The sequence below is a fragment of the Stenotrophomonas sp. STEN083 genome (assembly GCF_056759195.1).
On the sequence record NZ_JBRRCU010000078.1, the window covers coordinates 1 to 17,293 of the forward strand.

General features: G+C 62.8%; 14 protein-coding genes. 10 read left to right on the forward strand and 4 right to left on the reverse strand.

The annotated features are described in order from the left end of the window. Nucleotides 1–158 precede the first annotated feature (158 nt). From ACVOK8_RS17175 to ACVOK8_RS17185, 3 genes are all read left to right on the forward strand, one after another. Nucleotides 159–1,763: a peptide chain release factor 3 gene (locus tag ACVOK8_RS17175; RefSeq protein WP_481567884.1), complete on the forward strand. Its 1,605-nt coding sequence runs from the start codon at nucleotides 159–161 to the stop codon at nucleotides 1,761–1,763. Nucleotides 1,764–1,846: 83 nt separating this feature from the next. Then, entirely contained in the window at nucleotides 1,847–2,482 is a 636-nt protein-coding gene (trhA, locus tag ACVOK8_RS17180) for a PAQR family membrane homeostasis protein TrhA (RefSeq protein WP_481536786.1), read from the forward strand. A 90-nt stretch (nucleotides 2,483–2,572) separates the two neighbouring features. Continuing rightward, nucleotides 2,573–4,552: an AsmA family protein gene (locus ACVOK8_RS17185; protein WP_481567894.1), complete on the forward strand. Its 1,980-nt coding sequence runs from the start codon at nucleotides 2,573–2,575 to the stop codon at nucleotides 4,550–4,552. A gap of 11 nt (nucleotides 4,553–4,563) precedes the next feature. Here ACVOK8_RS17185 and ACVOK8_RS17190 read toward each other — a convergent pair whose 3' ends face one another. From ACVOK8_RS17190 to mtgA, 3 genes are read right to left on the reverse strand one after another with little or no spacing between them, the layout of a single operon-like run. Next, the gene (locus ACVOK8_RS17190; protein WP_481567885.1) at nucleotides 4,564–4,995 is read right to left on the reverse strand and encodes a CBS domain-containing protein; all 432 of its coding nucleotides are present in this window, start codon (nucleotides 4,993–4,995) and stop codon (nucleotides 4,564–4,566) included. Then, a complete protein-coding gene (locus ACVOK8_RS17195) occupies nucleotides 4,955–5,977 on the reverse strand; it encodes a glycosyltransferase family 2 protein (protein WP_481567886.1) in 1,023 nt (340 codons plus the stop codon). Before ACVOK8_RS17195 ends, ACVOK8_RS17190 begins: the two co-directional genes overlap by 41 nt. Before the next feature lie 27 nt (nucleotides 5,978–6,004). After that, nucleotides 6,005–6,760, reverse strand: coding sequence for a monofunctional biosynthetic peptidoglycan transglycosylase (gene mtgA / locus ACVOK8_RS17200; RefSeq protein ID WP_481567887.1), 756 nt, complete (start codon nucleotides 6,758–6,760; stop codon nucleotides 6,005–6,007). A gap of 74 nt (nucleotides 6,761–6,834) precedes the next feature. Between mtgA and hslO the strand changes: the two genes are divergently transcribed. The 3 genes from hslO to ACVOK8_RS17215 all read left to right on the forward strand — a co-directional run bounded on the left by hslO (nucleotide 6,835) and on the right by ACVOK8_RS17215 (nucleotide 11,819). Further along, nucleotides 6,835–7,728 (forward strand): Hsp33 family molecular chaperone HslO, encoded by an 894-nt coding sequence (gene hslO, locus ACVOK8_RS17205; RefSeq protein ID WP_481567888.1) that lies wholly within the window; start codon nucleotides 6,835–6,837, stop codon nucleotides 7,726–7,728. A gap of 151 nt (nucleotides 7,729–7,879) precedes the next feature. Further along, a complete protein-coding gene (locus tag ACVOK8_RS17210) occupies nucleotides 7,880–8,704 on the forward strand; it encodes an XOO1806 family protein (protein WP_481567895.1) in 825 nt (274 codons plus the stop codon). A gap of 253 nt (nucleotides 8,705–8,957) precedes the next feature. Next, nucleotides 8,958–11,819, forward strand: coding sequence for a TonB-dependent receptor plug domain-containing protein (locus tag ACVOK8_RS17215; RefSeq protein WP_481567889.1), 2,862 nt, complete (start codon nucleotides 8,958–8,960; stop codon nucleotides 11,817–11,819). Nucleotides 11,820–12,081: 262 nt separating this feature from the next. Here ACVOK8_RS17215 and ACVOK8_RS17220 read toward each other — a convergent pair whose 3' ends face one another. Then, a complete protein-coding gene (locus ACVOK8_RS17220; protein ID WP_303747121.1) occupies nucleotides 12,082–12,684 on the reverse strand; it encodes a TetR/AcrR family transcriptional regulator in 603 nt (200 codons plus the stop codon). 165 nt (nucleotides 12,685–12,849) lie between these two features. Between ACVOK8_RS17220 and ACVOK8_RS17225 the strand changes: the two genes are divergently transcribed. From ACVOK8_RS17225 to ACVOK8_RS17240, 4 genes are all read left to right on the forward strand, one after another. Further along, nucleotides 12,850–13,755, forward strand: a complete 906-nt coding sequence (locus ACVOK8_RS17225) for an alpha/beta fold hydrolase (RefSeq protein WP_481567890.1) — start codon at nucleotides 12,850–12,852, stop codon at nucleotides 13,753–13,755. Next, on the forward strand, nucleotides 13,752–16,232 hold the full coding sequence (locus ACVOK8_RS17230; protein ID WP_481567891.1) for an acyl-CoA dehydrogenase: 2,481 nt from the start codon (nucleotides 13,752–13,754) through the stop codon (nucleotides 16,230–16,232). Before ACVOK8_RS17225 ends, ACVOK8_RS17230 begins: the two co-directional genes overlap by 4 nt. 66 nt (nucleotides 16,233–16,298) lie before the next feature. Beyond that, entirely contained in the window at nucleotides 16,299–16,781 is a 483-nt protein-coding gene (locus ACVOK8_RS17235; protein ID WP_481567892.1) for a hotdog fold domain-containing protein, read from the forward strand. Between the two features lie 3 nt (nucleotides 16,782–16,784). Beyond that, nucleotides 16,785–17,189, forward strand: coding sequence for a hypothetical protein (locus ACVOK8_RS17240; RefSeq protein ID WP_481567893.1), 405 nt, complete (start codon nucleotides 16,785–16,787; stop codon nucleotides 17,187–17,189). Nucleotides 17,190–17,293 lie beyond the last annotated feature (104 nt).

The window sequence follows — 17,293 nt, forward strand, 5'->3', positions numbered from 1 at the left end:
CCCCCTTCGGGTCGCCCATTGCGGGGCTTTCTGTTGCCCTCTACCCCTCGGCCCGCCATGGGCGCGGCACTACCTGTTCTGGTCAGCATCGGCGGGCTAGCGGCAGGTATAATCGCCGGTTCATTCGTTTCTGATGCGCCCGGGCGGGCGCTCCTGCCATGTCCGAAGTCGCCACCGAAGCCGCGCGCCGCCGCACCTTCGCCATCATCTCCCATCCTGACGCGGGTAAGACCACGCTGACCGAAAAGCTGTTGCTGTTCGGGGGCGCGATCCAGATGGCCGGCTCGGTCAAGGGCCGCAAGGCTGCGCGCCACGCCACCTCGGACTGGATGGCGCTGGAAAAGGAACGCGGCATCTCGGTCACTTCCTCGGTGATGCAGTTCCCGTACGAAGGCAAGATCATCAACCTGCTCGACACCCCCGGCCATGCCGACTTCGGCGAGGACACCTACCGCGTGTTGACCGCGGTGGACTCGGCGCTGATGGTGATCGACGTGGCCAAGGGCGTGGAAGAGCGGACCATCAAGTTGATGGAAGTCTGCCGCCTGCGCGACACCCCGATCATGACCTTCATCAACAAGCTCGATCGCGAAGGCAAGGAGCCGATCGACCTGCTGGATGAAGTGGAAACCGTGCTCGGCATCCAATGCGCCCCGGTCACCTGGCCGATCGGCATGGGCACGCGCCTGAAGGGCGTGGTGCATCTGCTCACCGGCGAAGTGCACCTGTACGAACAAGGCCGCAACTTCACCCGTCAGGATTCGACCATCTTCCCGTCGCTGGACTCCCCCGGCCTGGCCGAGAAGATCGGCGAGAAGATGCTGGCCGACCTGCGCGACGAACTGGAACTGGTGCAGGGCGCCAGCCACCCATTCGATGTCGAGGCCTACCTGGCCGGCAAACAGACCCCGGTGTTCTTCGGCTCGGGTGTCAACAATTTTGGCGTGCAGCCGCTGCTGGACTTTTTCGTCGAGCACGCGCCGGCACCGCAGACACGCGCCACCACCGGCCGCGACATCGCCCCGCAGGAAAACAAGCTGACCGGCTTCGTGTTCAAGATCCAAGCCAACATGGACCCGCAGCACCGCGACCGCGTCGCTTTCATGCGCGTCTGTTCTGGCAAGTTCACCGCCGGCATGAAGACCTTCCATGTGCGTACCGGCAAGGAAATGAAGCTGGCCAACGCACTGACCTTCATGGCCAGCGACCGCGAGATCGCCGCCGAGGCGTGGCCGGGCGACGTGATCGGCATCCATAACCACGGCACCATCTCCATCGGCGATACCTTCACCGAAGGCGAGGCGATCACCTTCACCGGCATCCCCAACTTCGCCCCGGAGCTGTTCCGCCGTGCCCGCCTCAAGGATCCGCTCAAGCTCAAGCAGCTGCAGAAGGGCCTGGCCCAGCTGTCCGAAGAAGGCGCTACCCAGTTCTTCCGCCCGCTGATGAGCAACGACCTCATCCTCGGCGCGGTCGGCGTGCTGCAGTTCGACGTGGCCGCCTACCGGCTGAAGGACGAGTACGGCGTGGAAGCGGTGTTCGAGCCGGTCTCGGTGATTACCGCGCGTTGGGTGACCTGCAGCAATGCCAAGAAGCTGGAGGAGTTCCGCGAGAAGAACGCCAGCAACCTCAGCATCGATGCCGCCGGCCACCTGGTCTACCTCGCACCGACCCGGGTCAACCTGCAGCTGGCCCAGGAACGCGCGCCGGACGTGCGTTTCTCCGCCACGCGCGAAGCCGCGCACACGGTTTCCGTCGCCTAAATCCGATGGCGGCGTGCACACGCCGCCATTCGGGGTGATGATAGCCAGCTCCGGGCTTCCCCTCAGCTCGTGCCATTACCCTCATGACTGCAACAGCTGCATCGATCCGCGAAGAAGTCGCCAGCGCCCTGACCCACGGTCTTGGCGCGGTCAGCGCACTGGCCGGTGGTGCTGTACTCATCACCCTCGCTGCGATCTATGGCGATGGCTGGCAACTGGCCAGCGCCATTGTCTTTGGTGTGGCGCTGTTGCTGCTGTACACCGCCTCCACCCTGTACCACGCGATTCAGCACCCCGTGGCAAAGGGCCGGCTGAAGATCTTCGATCACTGCGCTATCTACGTACTGATCGCCGGCACCTACACCCCTTTCACCCTGATCGGCCTGCGCGGCCCCTGGGGCTGGGGCATGTTCACCGCGATCTGGGCGCTTGCCCTGTTTGGCGTGGTGTTCAAACTGTTCTACACCGGTCGTTTCAAGAAGCTCTCCACTGCGATCTACATCGCGATGGGCTGGCTGGTGGTGGTCGCGATCAAGCCGATGTGGAATTCATTGGATGGTTGGACGCTGGGCTGGCTGTTCGCCGGAGGCATCTTCTACACGCTGGGCACGGTGTTCTATCACCGCGAGCAACTGCCGTATTCTCATGCGATCTGGCACCTGTTCGTCATTGCCGGCAGCGTCTGTCACTTCGTTTCGGTGACCGCGCAGATCCTGTAACAGCCGCAACCTCCATCAGCCGCTCATAAGCGCGCTCTACACATCACGCGAATGCCCGCTTCGCGTGATGTGAACATGCCCGCCGCCACGATGGGTGGCGTGAATACGTCCCCGCCACCAGCTACGCCACCCGCATCGCGCTGGCGACTGCAGCGCCCAGGCAAACGTAGCCAACGCTGGCTTGCCTGTGTCGGCTCAGTGCTGCTTGCAGGCATCGTGCTGATCCTGCTGTGGGATTGGAATTGGTTCAAAGGGCCGGTGGAACGTGCGGTGCAGGCGCGCACCGGTCGTGCCCTGCATATCGGCAATCTCGACGTCGACCTTGGCCGCACCAGCACCATTCGTGGCGACGACATCACCTTTGCCAACGCAAGCTGGGCCGAACAACCACAGATGGCCAGCGCTGATCGTGTGGACATCGAAATCCGCTTGTGGCCACTGCTTCGCGGCAGTGTGCAGCTGCCGGAGATCCGCCTCACTCGGCCGCATGTGCTGCTGCAGACCGCTCCACGCAAGGGCGAACCCGGCAACTGGAGCTTCCTCAACGGCGGCGGTGGACAGACATTGCAGTTGCAGCGCCTGCGCATCAGCGATGGCAGGTTGCAGTTCCTCGATGTACCAGGTCGCAGCAGCATCGATCTGGCGGTACGCAGCGGCGAAGCGAAGCAAACTGACACCGCACCTCCAATCCATGTCGACGGCAAAGGCCGCTGGCGCGGTGCAGCATTCACACTCAAGGGTGGCACTGAGTCGCCGCTGCAACTCAGCAACAGCGACCAGCCCTTTCACATCCACATGGATGCACGCGCCGGCGCGACACACGCCATCGCCACCGGTAGTTTGACCAATCCTTTCCAGCTGCAGGTATTCGACTTGCAGTTCAAACTCAGCGGGCAGGATCTGGGGGACCTGTATCCACTGATCGGTATCGCCATCCCCTCATCGCCGCCATACAAACTCGATGGCCGACTCAAACGCGAGCACGAACGCTGGCGCTATGAGAAGTTCAGCGGCCGAGTCGGCGATAGCGATCTGGCCGGCGATGTCGAAATCGACGTTGCCGGCGAGCGCCCGCGCCTGACCGCCAATCTACTGTCCAAACGACTGGATTTCGACGACCTGGCCGGTTTCATTGGTGCGCCGCCAAAAACCGGCGGCGAGGAGTCGGCCAATGCAGAACAGAAAGCGCTGGCTGCAAAACTCGCGGCCAAACCGACGGTCTTGCCGGACACGCCCTATAACCTGGGCAAGCTGCGCGCAATGGATGCAGATGTGCGCTGGAAGGCCCAGCGCATCAATGCCCCCACGCTGCCGTTGGACGACATGGATGCGCATCTGCTGCTGGATGATGGGCTGCTGCGCCTGGAGCCACTCAATTTCGGCGTGGCCGGCGGCGACATCCGCAGTACCGTGCGCCTGGATGCACGCCGGCCGCAGATCGCCACCACGCTCAACGCCAGCTTGCGCCGGGTTCAGCTTGGTCAGTTGTTCCCGGATGCCAAGCTTGCCGAACAGGCCGCGGGTGGCATCAGCGGTGACATCCGCCTGAGTGGCACCGGCAACTCCATCGCTGCCATGCTCGGCAGCAGCAATGGTGATGTTTCCCTCGGCATGGGCCGCGGCCATATCGGCAACCTGCTGATGGAACTGGCAGGCCTGGATATCGCCGAATCGGTGAAGTTCCTGTTCAGCGGCGACAAGCAGATTCCGCTGCGCTGCGCCTTCGCTGATTTCGGCGTACGCAATGGCACGATGCAGTCACGCGCGCTGGCCTTCGACACTACCGACACTCTGGTCATTGGCGAAGGCACAATCGATCTCAAGCAGGAACAGCTGAACCTGCTGCTGCGACCGCGGCCGAAAGATATAAGCATCCTCGCGCTGCGCTCACCGCTGCGTATCGGCGGCAGCTTCAAGGACCCGTCCTTCCGCCCTGATTTCAAGGCACTGGGCCTGCGCGGCGCGATTGCCCTGACCTTGGCCAATATCGCCCCGCCCGCAGCACTGCTGGCCACCATCGAGACGGGGCCGGGCAAGGACGTGGAATGCGGCGGACGCTACGCCAGGTAGCGCCAACCGCTTCAGGTGCCGGTGATGTACTGCTGCAGCTGCCCCAGCTCAAGGCGCTGCGCTTCGATCACCGATTTGACCAGGTCGCCAATCGAGATCACACCCACCACTTCGTCACCGTCCAGCACCGGCAAATGACGGATGCGCCGATTGGTCACCAGCTCCAGGCACTGCTCCACCGTCACCGTTGGCGCCACGGTGACCAGCTCGGCAGTCATGATCTCGCGTACCGGCGTGGTTGCCGAAGAGCGGTCCATCAGCACGATCTTGCGTGCGTAGTCGCGCTCGGAGAGGATGCCGACAAGTTTGCGGCCGTCCATCACCAGTACAGCACCGATGCCTTTCTCGGCCATCAGCCTGATCGCCTGCACCACCGGCACATCCGGCGGCACCGCGTGGATCTCAGGGGACTTGGCCCCTAGCAACTGTCGAACGGTCTGCATGGCGTTCTCCTGCGCTGGCGAATGGGGCAGATACTGCCACGTTCCCCGGCTGCCAGGTATCGATCAGGTACAAAGGCCGCTGCTTGGCTTCCATGTACATCCGCCCCAGGTATTCGCCGATCAGGCCCAGCGCGATCAGCTGCACCCCGCCCAGGAACAGGATCACCGCCATCATCGTCGGCCAGCCTGCGACCCGGTCGCCATACAGCGCGGCCTTGCCGATCACCCATATCGCAAACCCAAAAGCGCCAGCAGCGGTGAACAGACCCAGATAGGTCGCCACCCGCAACGGCGCGGTGGAGAAGCTGGTGATGCCTTCCAGCGCGAAGTTCCACAGCTTCCAGAAGCCGAACTTGCTGTTGCCGGCCAAACGCGGCTCACGTCGATAAGGCAGTGCAACCCGGTTATAGCCAACCCAACCGAACAGTCCTTTCATGAAACGATGGCGCTCGCGCAGCTGCCGCAAGCCGGCCAGCGCGCGCGGCGAAAGCAGGCGGAAATCACCGGTATCGGCCGGAATCGGTGTTTTCGACAAACGTCCCATTACCCGATAGAAAGCCGCCGCAGTAAACCGCTTCAGCCAGCCGTCACCACCGCGCTCCAAACGCGTGCCGTACACATCGTCATAGCCTTGCTGCCATAGCGCAACGAACTGCGGAATCATCTCCGGCGGATCCTGACCATCGGCATCGAACAGGATCACCGCACCCTCTTCAATGAAGTCCAGCCCGGCGGTCAAGGCGATTTCCTTGCCGAAATTACGCGACAGGCGTAGCACCGAAACCCGTGGCTCCTGCGCCGCGAGTTGCTGCATCACTGCCCAGGTCGCGTCACTGCTGCCGTCATCGACATACAGAATGCGGCCATCAACATCGCCTTCCAGCGCCTGTAGCTGCGCACACAGCCGCGGATGCAGCTGCGGCAACGCCTCCTGCTCGTTGAAAGCGGTGATCAGCAGGGTCAGGCGTTCTGGCGTATTCATTGGCAAAGTCTAACAACAGCCGTGAGATCAATTACCGTCGTCGACATAGTCTGCCCCACCCAGCTGGCGCGCCTGCCGTTGAATCCAGGCAGCGCGACGCTGCACATAAGGTCCGGGCTTGGCCGCGTTGTAACGCCGCGGTGACGGCAGCACAGCCGCCAACCTCGCGCTCTCGGCAGGACTCAGACGCGCAGCATCCTTGCCCCAATAGGCGCGCGATGCTGCCTGCACCCCGTAAATGCCGTCACCAAACTCGGCCACGTTGGCGTACATCTCAATGATCCGCTGCTTCGGCCACAGCGCCTCGATCAGCACCGTGTACCAGACCTCCAGGCCCTTGCGCAGCCAACTGCGGCCCTGCCACAGAAACACGTTCTTGGCGGTCTGCTGACTGATGGTACTGGCACCGCGCAGGCGCCCACCGCGCTCGTTGTGCTTGCGTGCCTTTTCAATCGCCCGCAGGTCGAAACCATTGTGGTCCGGGAACCGCTGGTCCTCCGCCGCCACCAACGATATCGGCACGCTGCGCGCCATCTGGTCCAGATCACGCCATTGGTAGCGGATGCGGAACTTCCAGTCCCCCTGCGCCAGCGCCTCCATCTGCCGGAACACCATCACCGTGGAAAACGGCGGGTCGACGAAGCGCAGCACCAAAACCTGCAAGACGCTGAACACCACAAACGCTACCGGCGCCCAAAGCAACCACCGAACCCAGCGCCGCCTACGCACTGTTCCCGCACCTGCCCCCTGCTCCACCTTGAGCTCGGCCTGCTCCGCCCCCATTGTTATCCACCTTGCAAAACCTTTTGTCCGGCGCATTATCCGGCACCGGCCCCAACTCGCGTAGATCCAGCCCCATGACTGACACCTCCGACCTGCTTGTCCGCTTCCTCCTGCCCGACGCCGGCGTCCGTGGCGTCCATGTCCGGCTGGGCCAAAGCTGGCGCGAAATCCTGTCCCACGGCGACTATCCCGCCACTGCAGCGCGGCTGCTGGGCGAGGCCAGCGTTGCCTCGGCACTGTTCACCGGCCACACCAAGGTCGACGGGCGGCTGTCCATTCAGCTTCGCAGCAGCACCGCTCTGCGCGCGCTGTTCTCCGAATGCACCTCGGCTGGCACCCTGCGCGGAATTGTCCAGCTGAGCGACGGCGACGACGCCCCAACCACCCTGGCAGGCCTCGGCGAAGACGCCCTGCTCGCCATCACCATTGAAAACCCGGGTCTGGACCCGCGCGAACCACAGCGCTACCAGAGCCTGGTTGGCCTCACCGGCGACAACCTGGACGAGGCCTTCGAGGACTATTTCCGCCACTCCGAGCAGCTGCCGACGCGCCTGTTGCTGGCCAGCGACGGCGAGCATGCCGCCGGCCTGCTGCTGCAGAAACTGCCAGGCGATGAGGGCGACGAGGATGGCTGGGTCCGCGCTGGCGCGCTGTTTGACACCCTTGGCCGCGACGAACTGCTGGCGCTGCCGGGCAGCGAGCTGCTGCACCGGCTGTTCCATGAGGAGAATCCGCAACTAGTTGGCGACAAGGCCCTGAGCTTTGGCTGCTCCTGCTCGCGCGAGCGGGTCAGCGCGATGCTGCAGTCACTTGGCGAGGAGGAAGCCCGGGCCGCCGCCGAGCCCAGCGGTCAGGTCGAAGTACGCTGCGAGTTCTGCGGTCAGGAATATCACTTCCCATTAGCAGAATTCGGCGTATTGTTCAGTTCCACACCGGCCAACCAGCCAGCTCCCGAGCGGCTGCAATAACGGTCCAACGAGTTACGTTCTGGGGAGGGCGAAGACTTGTTAAGAAACCATAAACCGCATAGGATCGAGAACTCACGCGCCGGGAACTTCCTGGCGCACACGGGGTCTTACTGAGTCCATGAACGCATTACTGCGCCTACCGCTTGCCCTGATGATCGCCCTTGGCGTGGTCACGGGCGCGCATGCGCAGAGCAAGCCCCGCGCAGTGGACAGCACCGTGTTACCGGTTTGGAACCGCGGTAGTGGCAAGGTCGAAGCCCTGCTCTATCTGGAGCCAACCGGCACCCAGAACGTCGGCGCGCGCTGGAATTTCGGCCGTAGCTCGCTGGATGCGGCCTTTGGCCTGTCCTCCGGCGACTCGCTCGGCCTGCTCTGCAACGGCAGCGGCGGCAGCAGCATTGGTGGCCTTGCCAGCCATTGCATGCTCGCCAGCCTGGGCGATGACGACGATGACAATGATCGTCATATCTCTGCCACCACCGCATTCAACCGCCCCGGCGGCCGCGTTGGTATTACCGCCGGCACGGGCCGCGACACGCTTCCGGCATGGTTGTCGAACGGCGGCAAAGCTGGCGCAGCGCGCGTCGAACAGAACGACCTGACTGTATTTGGCCAGAAAAACATCGGCCGCGAAGGCTTTGTCTCCATCGGTGGCACCTACGCCAAGGCACGCCTGGTCCCATTGACCGACGCCGCCCCGGCAATTGCCGACCAGTGGGACAGCAAGAGCCTGAGCGTAGGCGGCGGCTATGGCGCCTTCAGCGCCAATGTGATCGGCCGCGTGGTCGACGCCCCGGGCCACAGCGGCAAATGGGAAGGCCTGGGTCTGGGCATCACCTGGCGCACCCCGTGGAGCGGCCAGCTCACGGTCGGCGCTGAAAACGTGATCACCCGTGGCAAAAACCCGTTCTCGCCACGTAACGAAAGCAATGACGACGGAGCAATCCCGTACGTCCGTTACGAACAAGACCTGTAATACACCTTCCATAGCCTGATCTGGAAAGCGCCCCGCCCGTCGGGGCGTTTTGCGTTGCAGCAACTATCAGGCCCAACCCCCAGGATCGACTTTGCTGAATTGGAGTAAATTCCACAACTTCATTAACCAATCTTTAATTTATTTGCAGTCGCAAGTACTATCGGTCCCAAGCCCATGGTTTTGGATCCGCATTTCGGATCCACCAGCGGCCAAACCAGCTATACCAAGTCCACTTGGCAGAGAGAGAGAACCCATGATTTGCAAGACCAACAAACTGCGCGATGCAGTTTTACTTGCGCTTGTCGCAAGCGCCGGCACGGCCGGTACGGCCTATGCCCAGGAAGCCGAAAAAGGCGCAACCAACCTGGACCGCATTGAGGTCACTGGTTCGCGTATCCGCAAGGTCGACCTCGAAAGCGCACAGCCGGTCGTTACCATCACCCGCGACACCATTGAAAAGCAGGGCGCACAGTCCGTTGGCGACATCCTGCAGCAGATCGCTGCAACCGGCTCCCCGGCATTGAGCCGCAGCGCCCCCCTGAACTCCGGCGAAAGCCCGGGCGGCACCTACATCGACCTGCACAACCTTGGCCCCTCGCGCACCCTGGTGCTGCTGAACGGTCGCCGTCTGGCCGCCAACAATGATGGCCTGCAGGATCTGTCGACGATTCCGTCCGGCATGGTAGAGCGCATTGAAGTACTGAAGGATGGTGCATCAGCACTGTACGGTTCCGATGCGATCGCAGGCGTGATCAACGTCATCACCCGCAAGAACTTCGAAGGCGCTGAAGCCGGCGGCTACATGGGCCAGTTTGGTGAAGGCGACGGCGGCCAGAAGTCGGCCTATTTCGTAATGGGTGCAGCTGGCGAGCGCTCCTCGATCACCTTCGGCGCACAGTACGACGAAGAAGACCCGGTTTGGGCCCGTGATCGCTGGTGGGCAGCTGATACCTATCCGGGCTATCCGGCATACAGCTATACCTCCGTCGGCGCCATCGGCAACATCAAGATTCCGGGGCGCGGTGGCTGGTGGGTACTCAAGGATGGCGGTGATCCGACCAACCTCGACGATTACCGCGCACAGGTAAACGGTCCGGGTGGTGACACCAGTGTTGCCGCTCAGCAGATGATGGCCAGGACCGGCATCAAGCGTCAGTCGATCTTCACCACCGCACAGTTCGAGTTGACCGACTCGATCAACCTGAATGTTGAAGCGAATTACAACCGTCGCGAAACCAACATCCAGGTTGCAGGCTACCCGTACCAGAGCGGCGCGCCGGACGTGCAGACTCCGATCTCGGAAGACAGCTATTTCAATCCGACCGGCGTTGCAACCAATTTCCGCCGTCGCGGCTGGGAAGTGCCGCGCGTCACCGATCGCAAGCTCGACACCTATCGCTTCACCGCTGCAGTTGAAGGTTCGTTCGGCGTTGGCGAGCGCTTCTGGGATTGGGATGCTGGCTACACCTACGCTCGTAGCGATGCCACCATTTCCGCACGCGGCGACTTCAACAAGCTGGCTGTTGCTCAAGCAGTGGGCCCGTCATTCATGAACGGCAATGGCCAGGTGCAGTGCGGTACCGCAGCCAACCCGATTTCGCTTGACCAGTGCACACCGTGGAGCCCGGTCCTGTCCTCTGGCGACTACTCCTTGATGGATCCGCGTATCCAGGATCGCTTCTTCCTGAACACCGTTGGCACCGCCGAAACCCGTAGCGATGACTACTTCGCCAACCTCAGCGGTACTGTAGCTACGCTGCCGGGCGGTGATCTGGGTCTGGCGGTTGGTTTCAACCACCGCAAGAACAGCGGTGAGTATGTGCCTGACGCACTGTCGCAGTCTGGCTACAGCACCAACCTCGCCACCAAGCCGACCTCCGGTGGCTACTCGGTAGACGAGCTCTACTTCGAAGCCGATATCCCCCTGCTGCGCGAGCTCCCGGGCGCACAGGAACTGGCAATCAACATCGCCAGCCGCTACTCGGACTACGACGCCTTTGGCGACACCGTCAACAGCAAGTTCAGCTTCCGCTGGAAGCCGATCAATGACCTGTTGGTACGCGGCACCTGGGCACAGGGTTTCCGTGCACCGGCAATCTCGGACCTGTACGGCGGCCTCGGCCAGACGTTTGATTACTACAGCGACCCTTGCGACACCGTCAGCGGCGCCGCTGCCAATAACCCGGCTGTGTTTGCACGCTGCCAAGCTGCAATTGCCGGTTATGACTCCAAGGAGTACGCCGACGATCCGGGTGTCCTCGGCTTCCAGCAGACCGGCCAGGGCGGCACGTTGAACTACGGCGGCCAGAGCGGCGTACCGTTCCTGTCGGGCTCGGACGCGACCTTGACCCCGGAACGGGCGATCAGCCGCAGCCTGGGCTTGGTGTATAGCCCCAGCTACGTTGATGGACTGGGCATCTCGCTGGACTTCTGGCGCACCCGCATCGACAACGTGATCACCTCGTTCACCGCGGGCGGCATCCTCAATGACTGCTATGTGTACAACATCAGCAGCCAGTGCGCGATGTTCACCCGTGACGCCGACGGCGTGGTCAACACGCTGACCCGCACCACGCGTAATGCTGGTTACTGGGACATCGAAGGCTATGACCTGGAAGTGAACTACGTGCTTCCGGAAACCCGCTTCGGTCGCTTTGGCATCAACTGGCAGAGCACGTACTACAGCAAGTTCGAGATCAAGTCGGACAGCACCGAGAACACCCAGCCACAGCCGCAGGTTGGTTTTGGCGAGAACTATCGCATCCGTTCGGTAGCGAAGCTCGATTGGGATCTGGGTGACTTCGGCGCCAGCTGGACTGCACGCTATTACTCCGGCACGAAGGAGGAATGCTACTTCGCCGATCGCTGCAACGATCCGGACTACGTGGATCGCGAAGGCAACGAGCTGCCGCAGAACCGCAACGGCGCGGTCACTTATCATGACGTGCAGCTGCGCATGAACATGGCTTGGAACGCCACGTTTGCTGTTGGTGTGAACAACGTGTTCGACAAGAAGATGAGCCTGCTGTTTACGCAGCCGGTGAGCGGCTTCTCGAACCCGAGCCAGTTTGACATCGGCCGCTTCTTGTACATGAAGTACACGCAGAAGTTCTGATCGATCCGTCGATAACGCAATACAACAACGGCCCCCATCGGGGCCGTTGTTCTTTAGCTGCAAAGCAATCTAGATTGGTTCTGGATCTGGATCTGGAATTCGAAACCGATACAGAATCTCATGCAAGCCCGGCAGCTCAGGCCATGGCAAATAGCCACCTCGGCGGCACTGCCGAGGCCGCCAGAGGCCCCTCACTCACAATCTGGCACCGACGATACGTCGACGGCACCACCAGCCGCCACATGTCTTTTCCAGATCGGACTCAGCCGTTCGGAATCAACGTCTCGATCACATGCTCGACATAGGCCTCGAAATCTTCGCGCGCCTGCTTGGGTTGCTGCAGCTGCAACGACAGTTGCAGGAAGCCGACATAGGCTGCATAGGCCAGACGTGCGCGGTGACGCGCATCGGTGGAACTCAGACCAGCCTGGCGGAACGAGGCGATCAGGTATTCCATCCGCCGCTGCGAGACACGGTCGATGACCGGCCGCACCATCGGGTTGTCCAAGGCCTTGAGCAGCTCGCTGTAGATCACGTGCGGGGTGACTTCATGCGCAACCAACTGGAACAGCGCGCGCAACCGCGTACGCGGATCAGGCACCTCTTCCAGGCTGCCGAAAACCTGCTGCTGCTCGACGACTTCCCAGCGCTCCAAGGCCGCTTGCAACAGCGCGTCACGCGAGGGGAAATGCCAATAAAAACTACCCTTGGTCACGCCGAGGCGGCGCGCCAACGGCTCCACCGCCACTGCGCCAACACCCTGTTCAGCGATCAGGTCCAAGGCCGCTTGCGCCCAGTCGTCCGCGCTCAGTCGGCTGTTCCGCGTGCTGCGGGACTCGGTGCTGGAAACTGAAGAATCGTTCATGGGCAGATTTAACCATACGGCGGGGACTGGTTGCAGTATGTAGACAATAAAAATACGGACAATCTGGCAAATAAATGATCAAACCTGGCGCCCTCATCCGCCCCAGTCAGCATTTCCATACTCATAGGTATTGACAGTCATTCAAGCCATTCCATACCATCAGGTATGGTTACGCCAACTCCTATTGTTGTTACCCCTGAAGAGATCCGACTGGAAGGCGCGCATGGCGCTGGCCTGGGCGCGTCCAGAACCAGCGGAAAACAACCCTGCATCCTGTTCGCGCATGGCTTCGGCCAGACCCGCGGCGCATGGACTGCAACTGCAGAAACGCTTAACGCCGAAGGCCACGCCACGCTCAGCTATGACGCGCGCGGCCATGGCGATTCGGACTGGAATGCCAGCGATCTGCCCTACCACGGCGATCAGTTCACCGATGACCTGATCGTAGTCGCCGGCGAGCTGCCGCGCCCGCCCGTGCTGGTCGCCGCTTCGATGGGCGGCCTGTTCGGCCTGATGGCCGAAGCGCGTTGGCCGGGCCTGTTCTCGGCGATGGTGCTGGTGGACATCACCCCGCGCTGGGAAACCAGCGGCGTCGAGCGCATCCTCGCTTTCATGAGCGCGCATCCGCACGGTTTCGCCTCGCTGCAAGCGGCAGCCGACACCATCTCCGCCTATATGCCGCACCGCCCACGCAAGAGCGAAGATTCGTTGCGTGCGCTGCTGCGCCCAAGCAAGGACGGCCGTTGGAACTGGCACTGGGACCCGCGCCTGGTCAACGAACTGGCACGCGACAGCGAGCAACACCAGGGCGTGATTGCCGACGCCGCACGGCAAGTGCAATGCCCGCTGCTACTGGTCAGCGGCGGCCGCAGTGACCTGGTCTCGCCGCAGACCGTCGAAGAATTCATGGCGCTGGTGCCGCACGCACAGCATGTCCATCTGCCCCACGCCACCCACATGGTGGCCGGCGATGACAACAATGCGTTTACCGCCGCTGTGTTGAACTATCTGGACGCACTGCCTTCCGCAGCGTCCGCCCGAACCGAGCACGTTACCGGAGCACGTCCATGAGCATCGTCGTACCTTTCCTGGCCCTGCTGCTTGCAGGTGCCTTTGTTGCCTACCACCGCATGCGACTGGTCGTATGGACGCTCATCAGCGTGGTGGCCCTGGCCATCTGCTGGTTTGCCGGCGTCAACCAGACCGCGATCATCGTCGCTGCCGCCATCGTTGCGCTGATCTGCGTGCCGGTGCTGCTGCCATTCCTGCGCAAGCCGCTGATCACCGCACCGTTCATGGGCGTGTTCCGCAAGGTGCTGCCGCCGCTGTCCAAGACCGAGCGCATCGCCCTGGAAACCGGCTCGGTCGGTTTTGAAGGCGAGCTGTTCACCGGCGACCCGGACTGGAACATCCTGCTCAACTACCCCAAGCCGCAGCTCACCGCCGAAGAACAGGCCTTCATGGATGGCCCGGTGGAAGAACTGTGCAAGATGGTCAACGACTTCGAGATCACCCACGTCCACGCCGACCTGCCGCCGGAACTGTGGGACTACATCAAGAAGAACAAGTTCTTCGGCATGATCATCCCGAAGGAATACGGCGGCCTGGGCTTCAGCGCGCTGGCCCACCACAAGGTCATCCAGAAGCTGGCCTCGGTGTCGAGCGTGGTCAGCTCCACCGTCGGCGTGCCGAACTCGCTGGGTCCGGGTGAACTACTCAACCACTACGGCACCCAGGAGCAGAAGGATTACTACCTGCCGCGCCTGGCCATTGGCCAGGAAGTGCCGTGCTTCGGCCTGACCGGCCCGTTCGCCGGCTCCGATGCCACCTCGATTCCCGACTTCGGCATCGTCTGCAAGGGTATGTGGAAGGGCGAGGAAGTACTGGGCCTGAAGCTGACCTTCGACAAGCGCTACATCACCCTGGCCCCGGTCGCGACCCTGATCGGCATGGCCTTCCGCATGTACGACCCGGACGGCCTGCTCGGCGACACCAAGGACATCGGCATCACCCTGGCGCTGCTGCCGCGTGACACCGATGGCGTGGAGATCGGCCGCCGCCACTTCCCGCTGAACTCCACCTTCCAGAACGGCCCGATCCGCGGCAAGGACGTGTTCATCCCGATGAGCCAGCTGATTGGTGGCGCCGAGAAGCGCGGCCTGGGCTGGAACATGCTCAACGAATGCCTGGCCGTTGGCCGCTCCATCACCCTGCCCTCCACCGCTTCCGGTGGTGCCAAGGCCGGCGCGGTGGTGACCGGTGCCTACGCACGCATCCGCAAGCAGTTCGGCCTGTCGGTCGGCCGCTTCGAAGGCGTTGAAGAAGCGCTGGCCCGCATCGGCGGCAAGGCCTACAAGATCAGCGCGCTGTCGCAGGCCACCGCAGCTGCGGTTGACCGTGGCGACGTGCCGTCGGTGCCGTCGGCGATTGCCAAGTACCACTGCACCAACATGAGCCGCGAAGTCATTTCCGACGTGATGGACGTGATCGGCGGCAAGGGCATCATCCTCGGGCCGCGCAACTTTGCCGGCCGCAGCTGGCAGGCCGCACCGATCGCCATCACGGTGGAAGGTGCCAACATCATGACCCGATCGCTGCTGATCTTCGGCCAAGGCGCCATCCTCTGCCACCCGTGGGTGCTGAAGGAAATGAAGGCCGCGCAGGATGAAGACCGCAAGGCCGGCCTGCGTGAATTCGACCAGGCGCTGTTCGGCCACGTCCGCTTCGGCATCTCCAATGCCGTGCGTTCGCTGTGGTTCGGCTTGACCGGCGCGCGCTTCGGTGCCGCCCCGGGCGACGCTTACACCCGCCGCTACTTCCGCAAGCTCGACCGTTACTCGGCCAACCTTGCATTGATGGCCGACATCTCGATGATGACGCTCGGCGGCAAGCTCAAGTTCAAGGAATCGCTGTCTGGTCGCCTGGGCGATGTGCTCAGCCACATCTACATGACCAGCGCCATGCTCAAGCGTTACCACGATGAAGGCGCACCGAGCGCTGACCAGCCGCTGCTGGCCTGGGCCTTCCACGACAGCGTGCACAAGATCGAGGAATCGCTGTCGGCTGCCCTGCGCAACTTCCCGATCCGTCCGATCGGCTGGCTGATGTGGGCGCTGATCTTCCCGTTCGGCCGTCGTGCCGAAGCCCCGGGCGATCGCCTGAGCCGGCGCGTTGCCGCCACCTTGATGGCACCGGGCGAAGCGCGTGACCGTCTGGCCCAGGGCGTGTTCCTGACCCCGTGCGAGAACAACCCGGGTGGCCGCATCAACAGCTACCTGTCCAAGGCGATCATGGCCGAGCCGGTGGAACGCAAGTTCATCAAGGCGCTGAAGACCAAGGGCATCGAAGCGCTGACCTTTGCCACCCAGCTCGACGAAGCGGTGGCCGAGGGCGTGATCACCCAGGACGAGCGCAAGCTGCTGGAAGAGCTGCGCGAGCTGACCATGGATACCATCACCGTGGACGACTTCGAACCGCACGAACTGCGTTCGGCCGGCTACTACGACCTGCCGGGCAAGCAGCGCCCGCAGCCGCAGCAGGCCGCGTAAGCCAATCCACATGCAGTATCGACGGCGGGCCATGTGCCCGCCGTTTTCATATCAGGACACCATGCCATGACTGCGCCTTTGCTCTCGCTATACCGTCGCTTTACCCGCTGGCCCGCCGGCAACTGGCTGTTCTCGCGTGCGGTCTGCTTCAAGGCACCCTACTTCGCCAGCATCTCGCCAACCATCACTGCGCTGGAGCCGGGTCGTTGCGAAGGCGTGATCCGCCAGCGCCGTCGTATCAGCAACCATATCGGTACGGTGCATGCGATCGCGATGTGCAATCTTGCCGAACTGGTCGGCGGGGTGATGGTCGATGCCAGCCTGCCGGCTGACATGCGCTGGATCCCCAAGGGCATGGAAGTGAAGTACCAGGCCAAGGCGCTGGGCGTGTTGAAGGCGGTGGCAACCCCGCAGCAGCCCATCATCAGCGCCGATCACGGCTACGATTTGCCGGTGCAGGTCAGCGTCACCGATGCCGCCGGTACCGAGGTCTTCCAAGCCATCATCGCGATGTGGGTATCGCCACGCCCCAGCCGCGGCGGAGGCTGACGCATGCAGACCGCGGAATGGATGCTGCGCTTCGGCGGATTGCACTGCCTGGCCTTTGCCCTGTTCCACCTCGCGTTTTGGCGCTTGTTCGGCTGGAAACACGAGCTGGCAGAGCTCAGCGCTGCCAACCGCGCGATCATGCAGATCCTCAACCTGCGCCTGATCTATGTGTTTGTGGGAATGGCCGTGCTGTCACTGGCGTTCACCCGCGAACTGCTCGATACCCGTCTGGGGCACGTGGTGCTGGCTTTCATGGCCGTGTTCTGGCTGGGCCGCACCATCGAGCAACTCATTTTCCTGCGTATCAATGACTGGCGCGTGCACCTGCTGACCGCCTTGTTCTTGCTGGGTGCCGTGCTGTACGCAGTGCCGTTATGGCTGGGATTCTCGCTCTACATCAGCCGTTGATCCCCAGCGACACCCCGTAGTGGGGGGGGGGGGGGGGGGGCGTGGGGGCGGGGGGGCGCCGCGGCGGCGGGCGCCGGCGGGCGGAGTGCGAGGGGCGGGGGGCC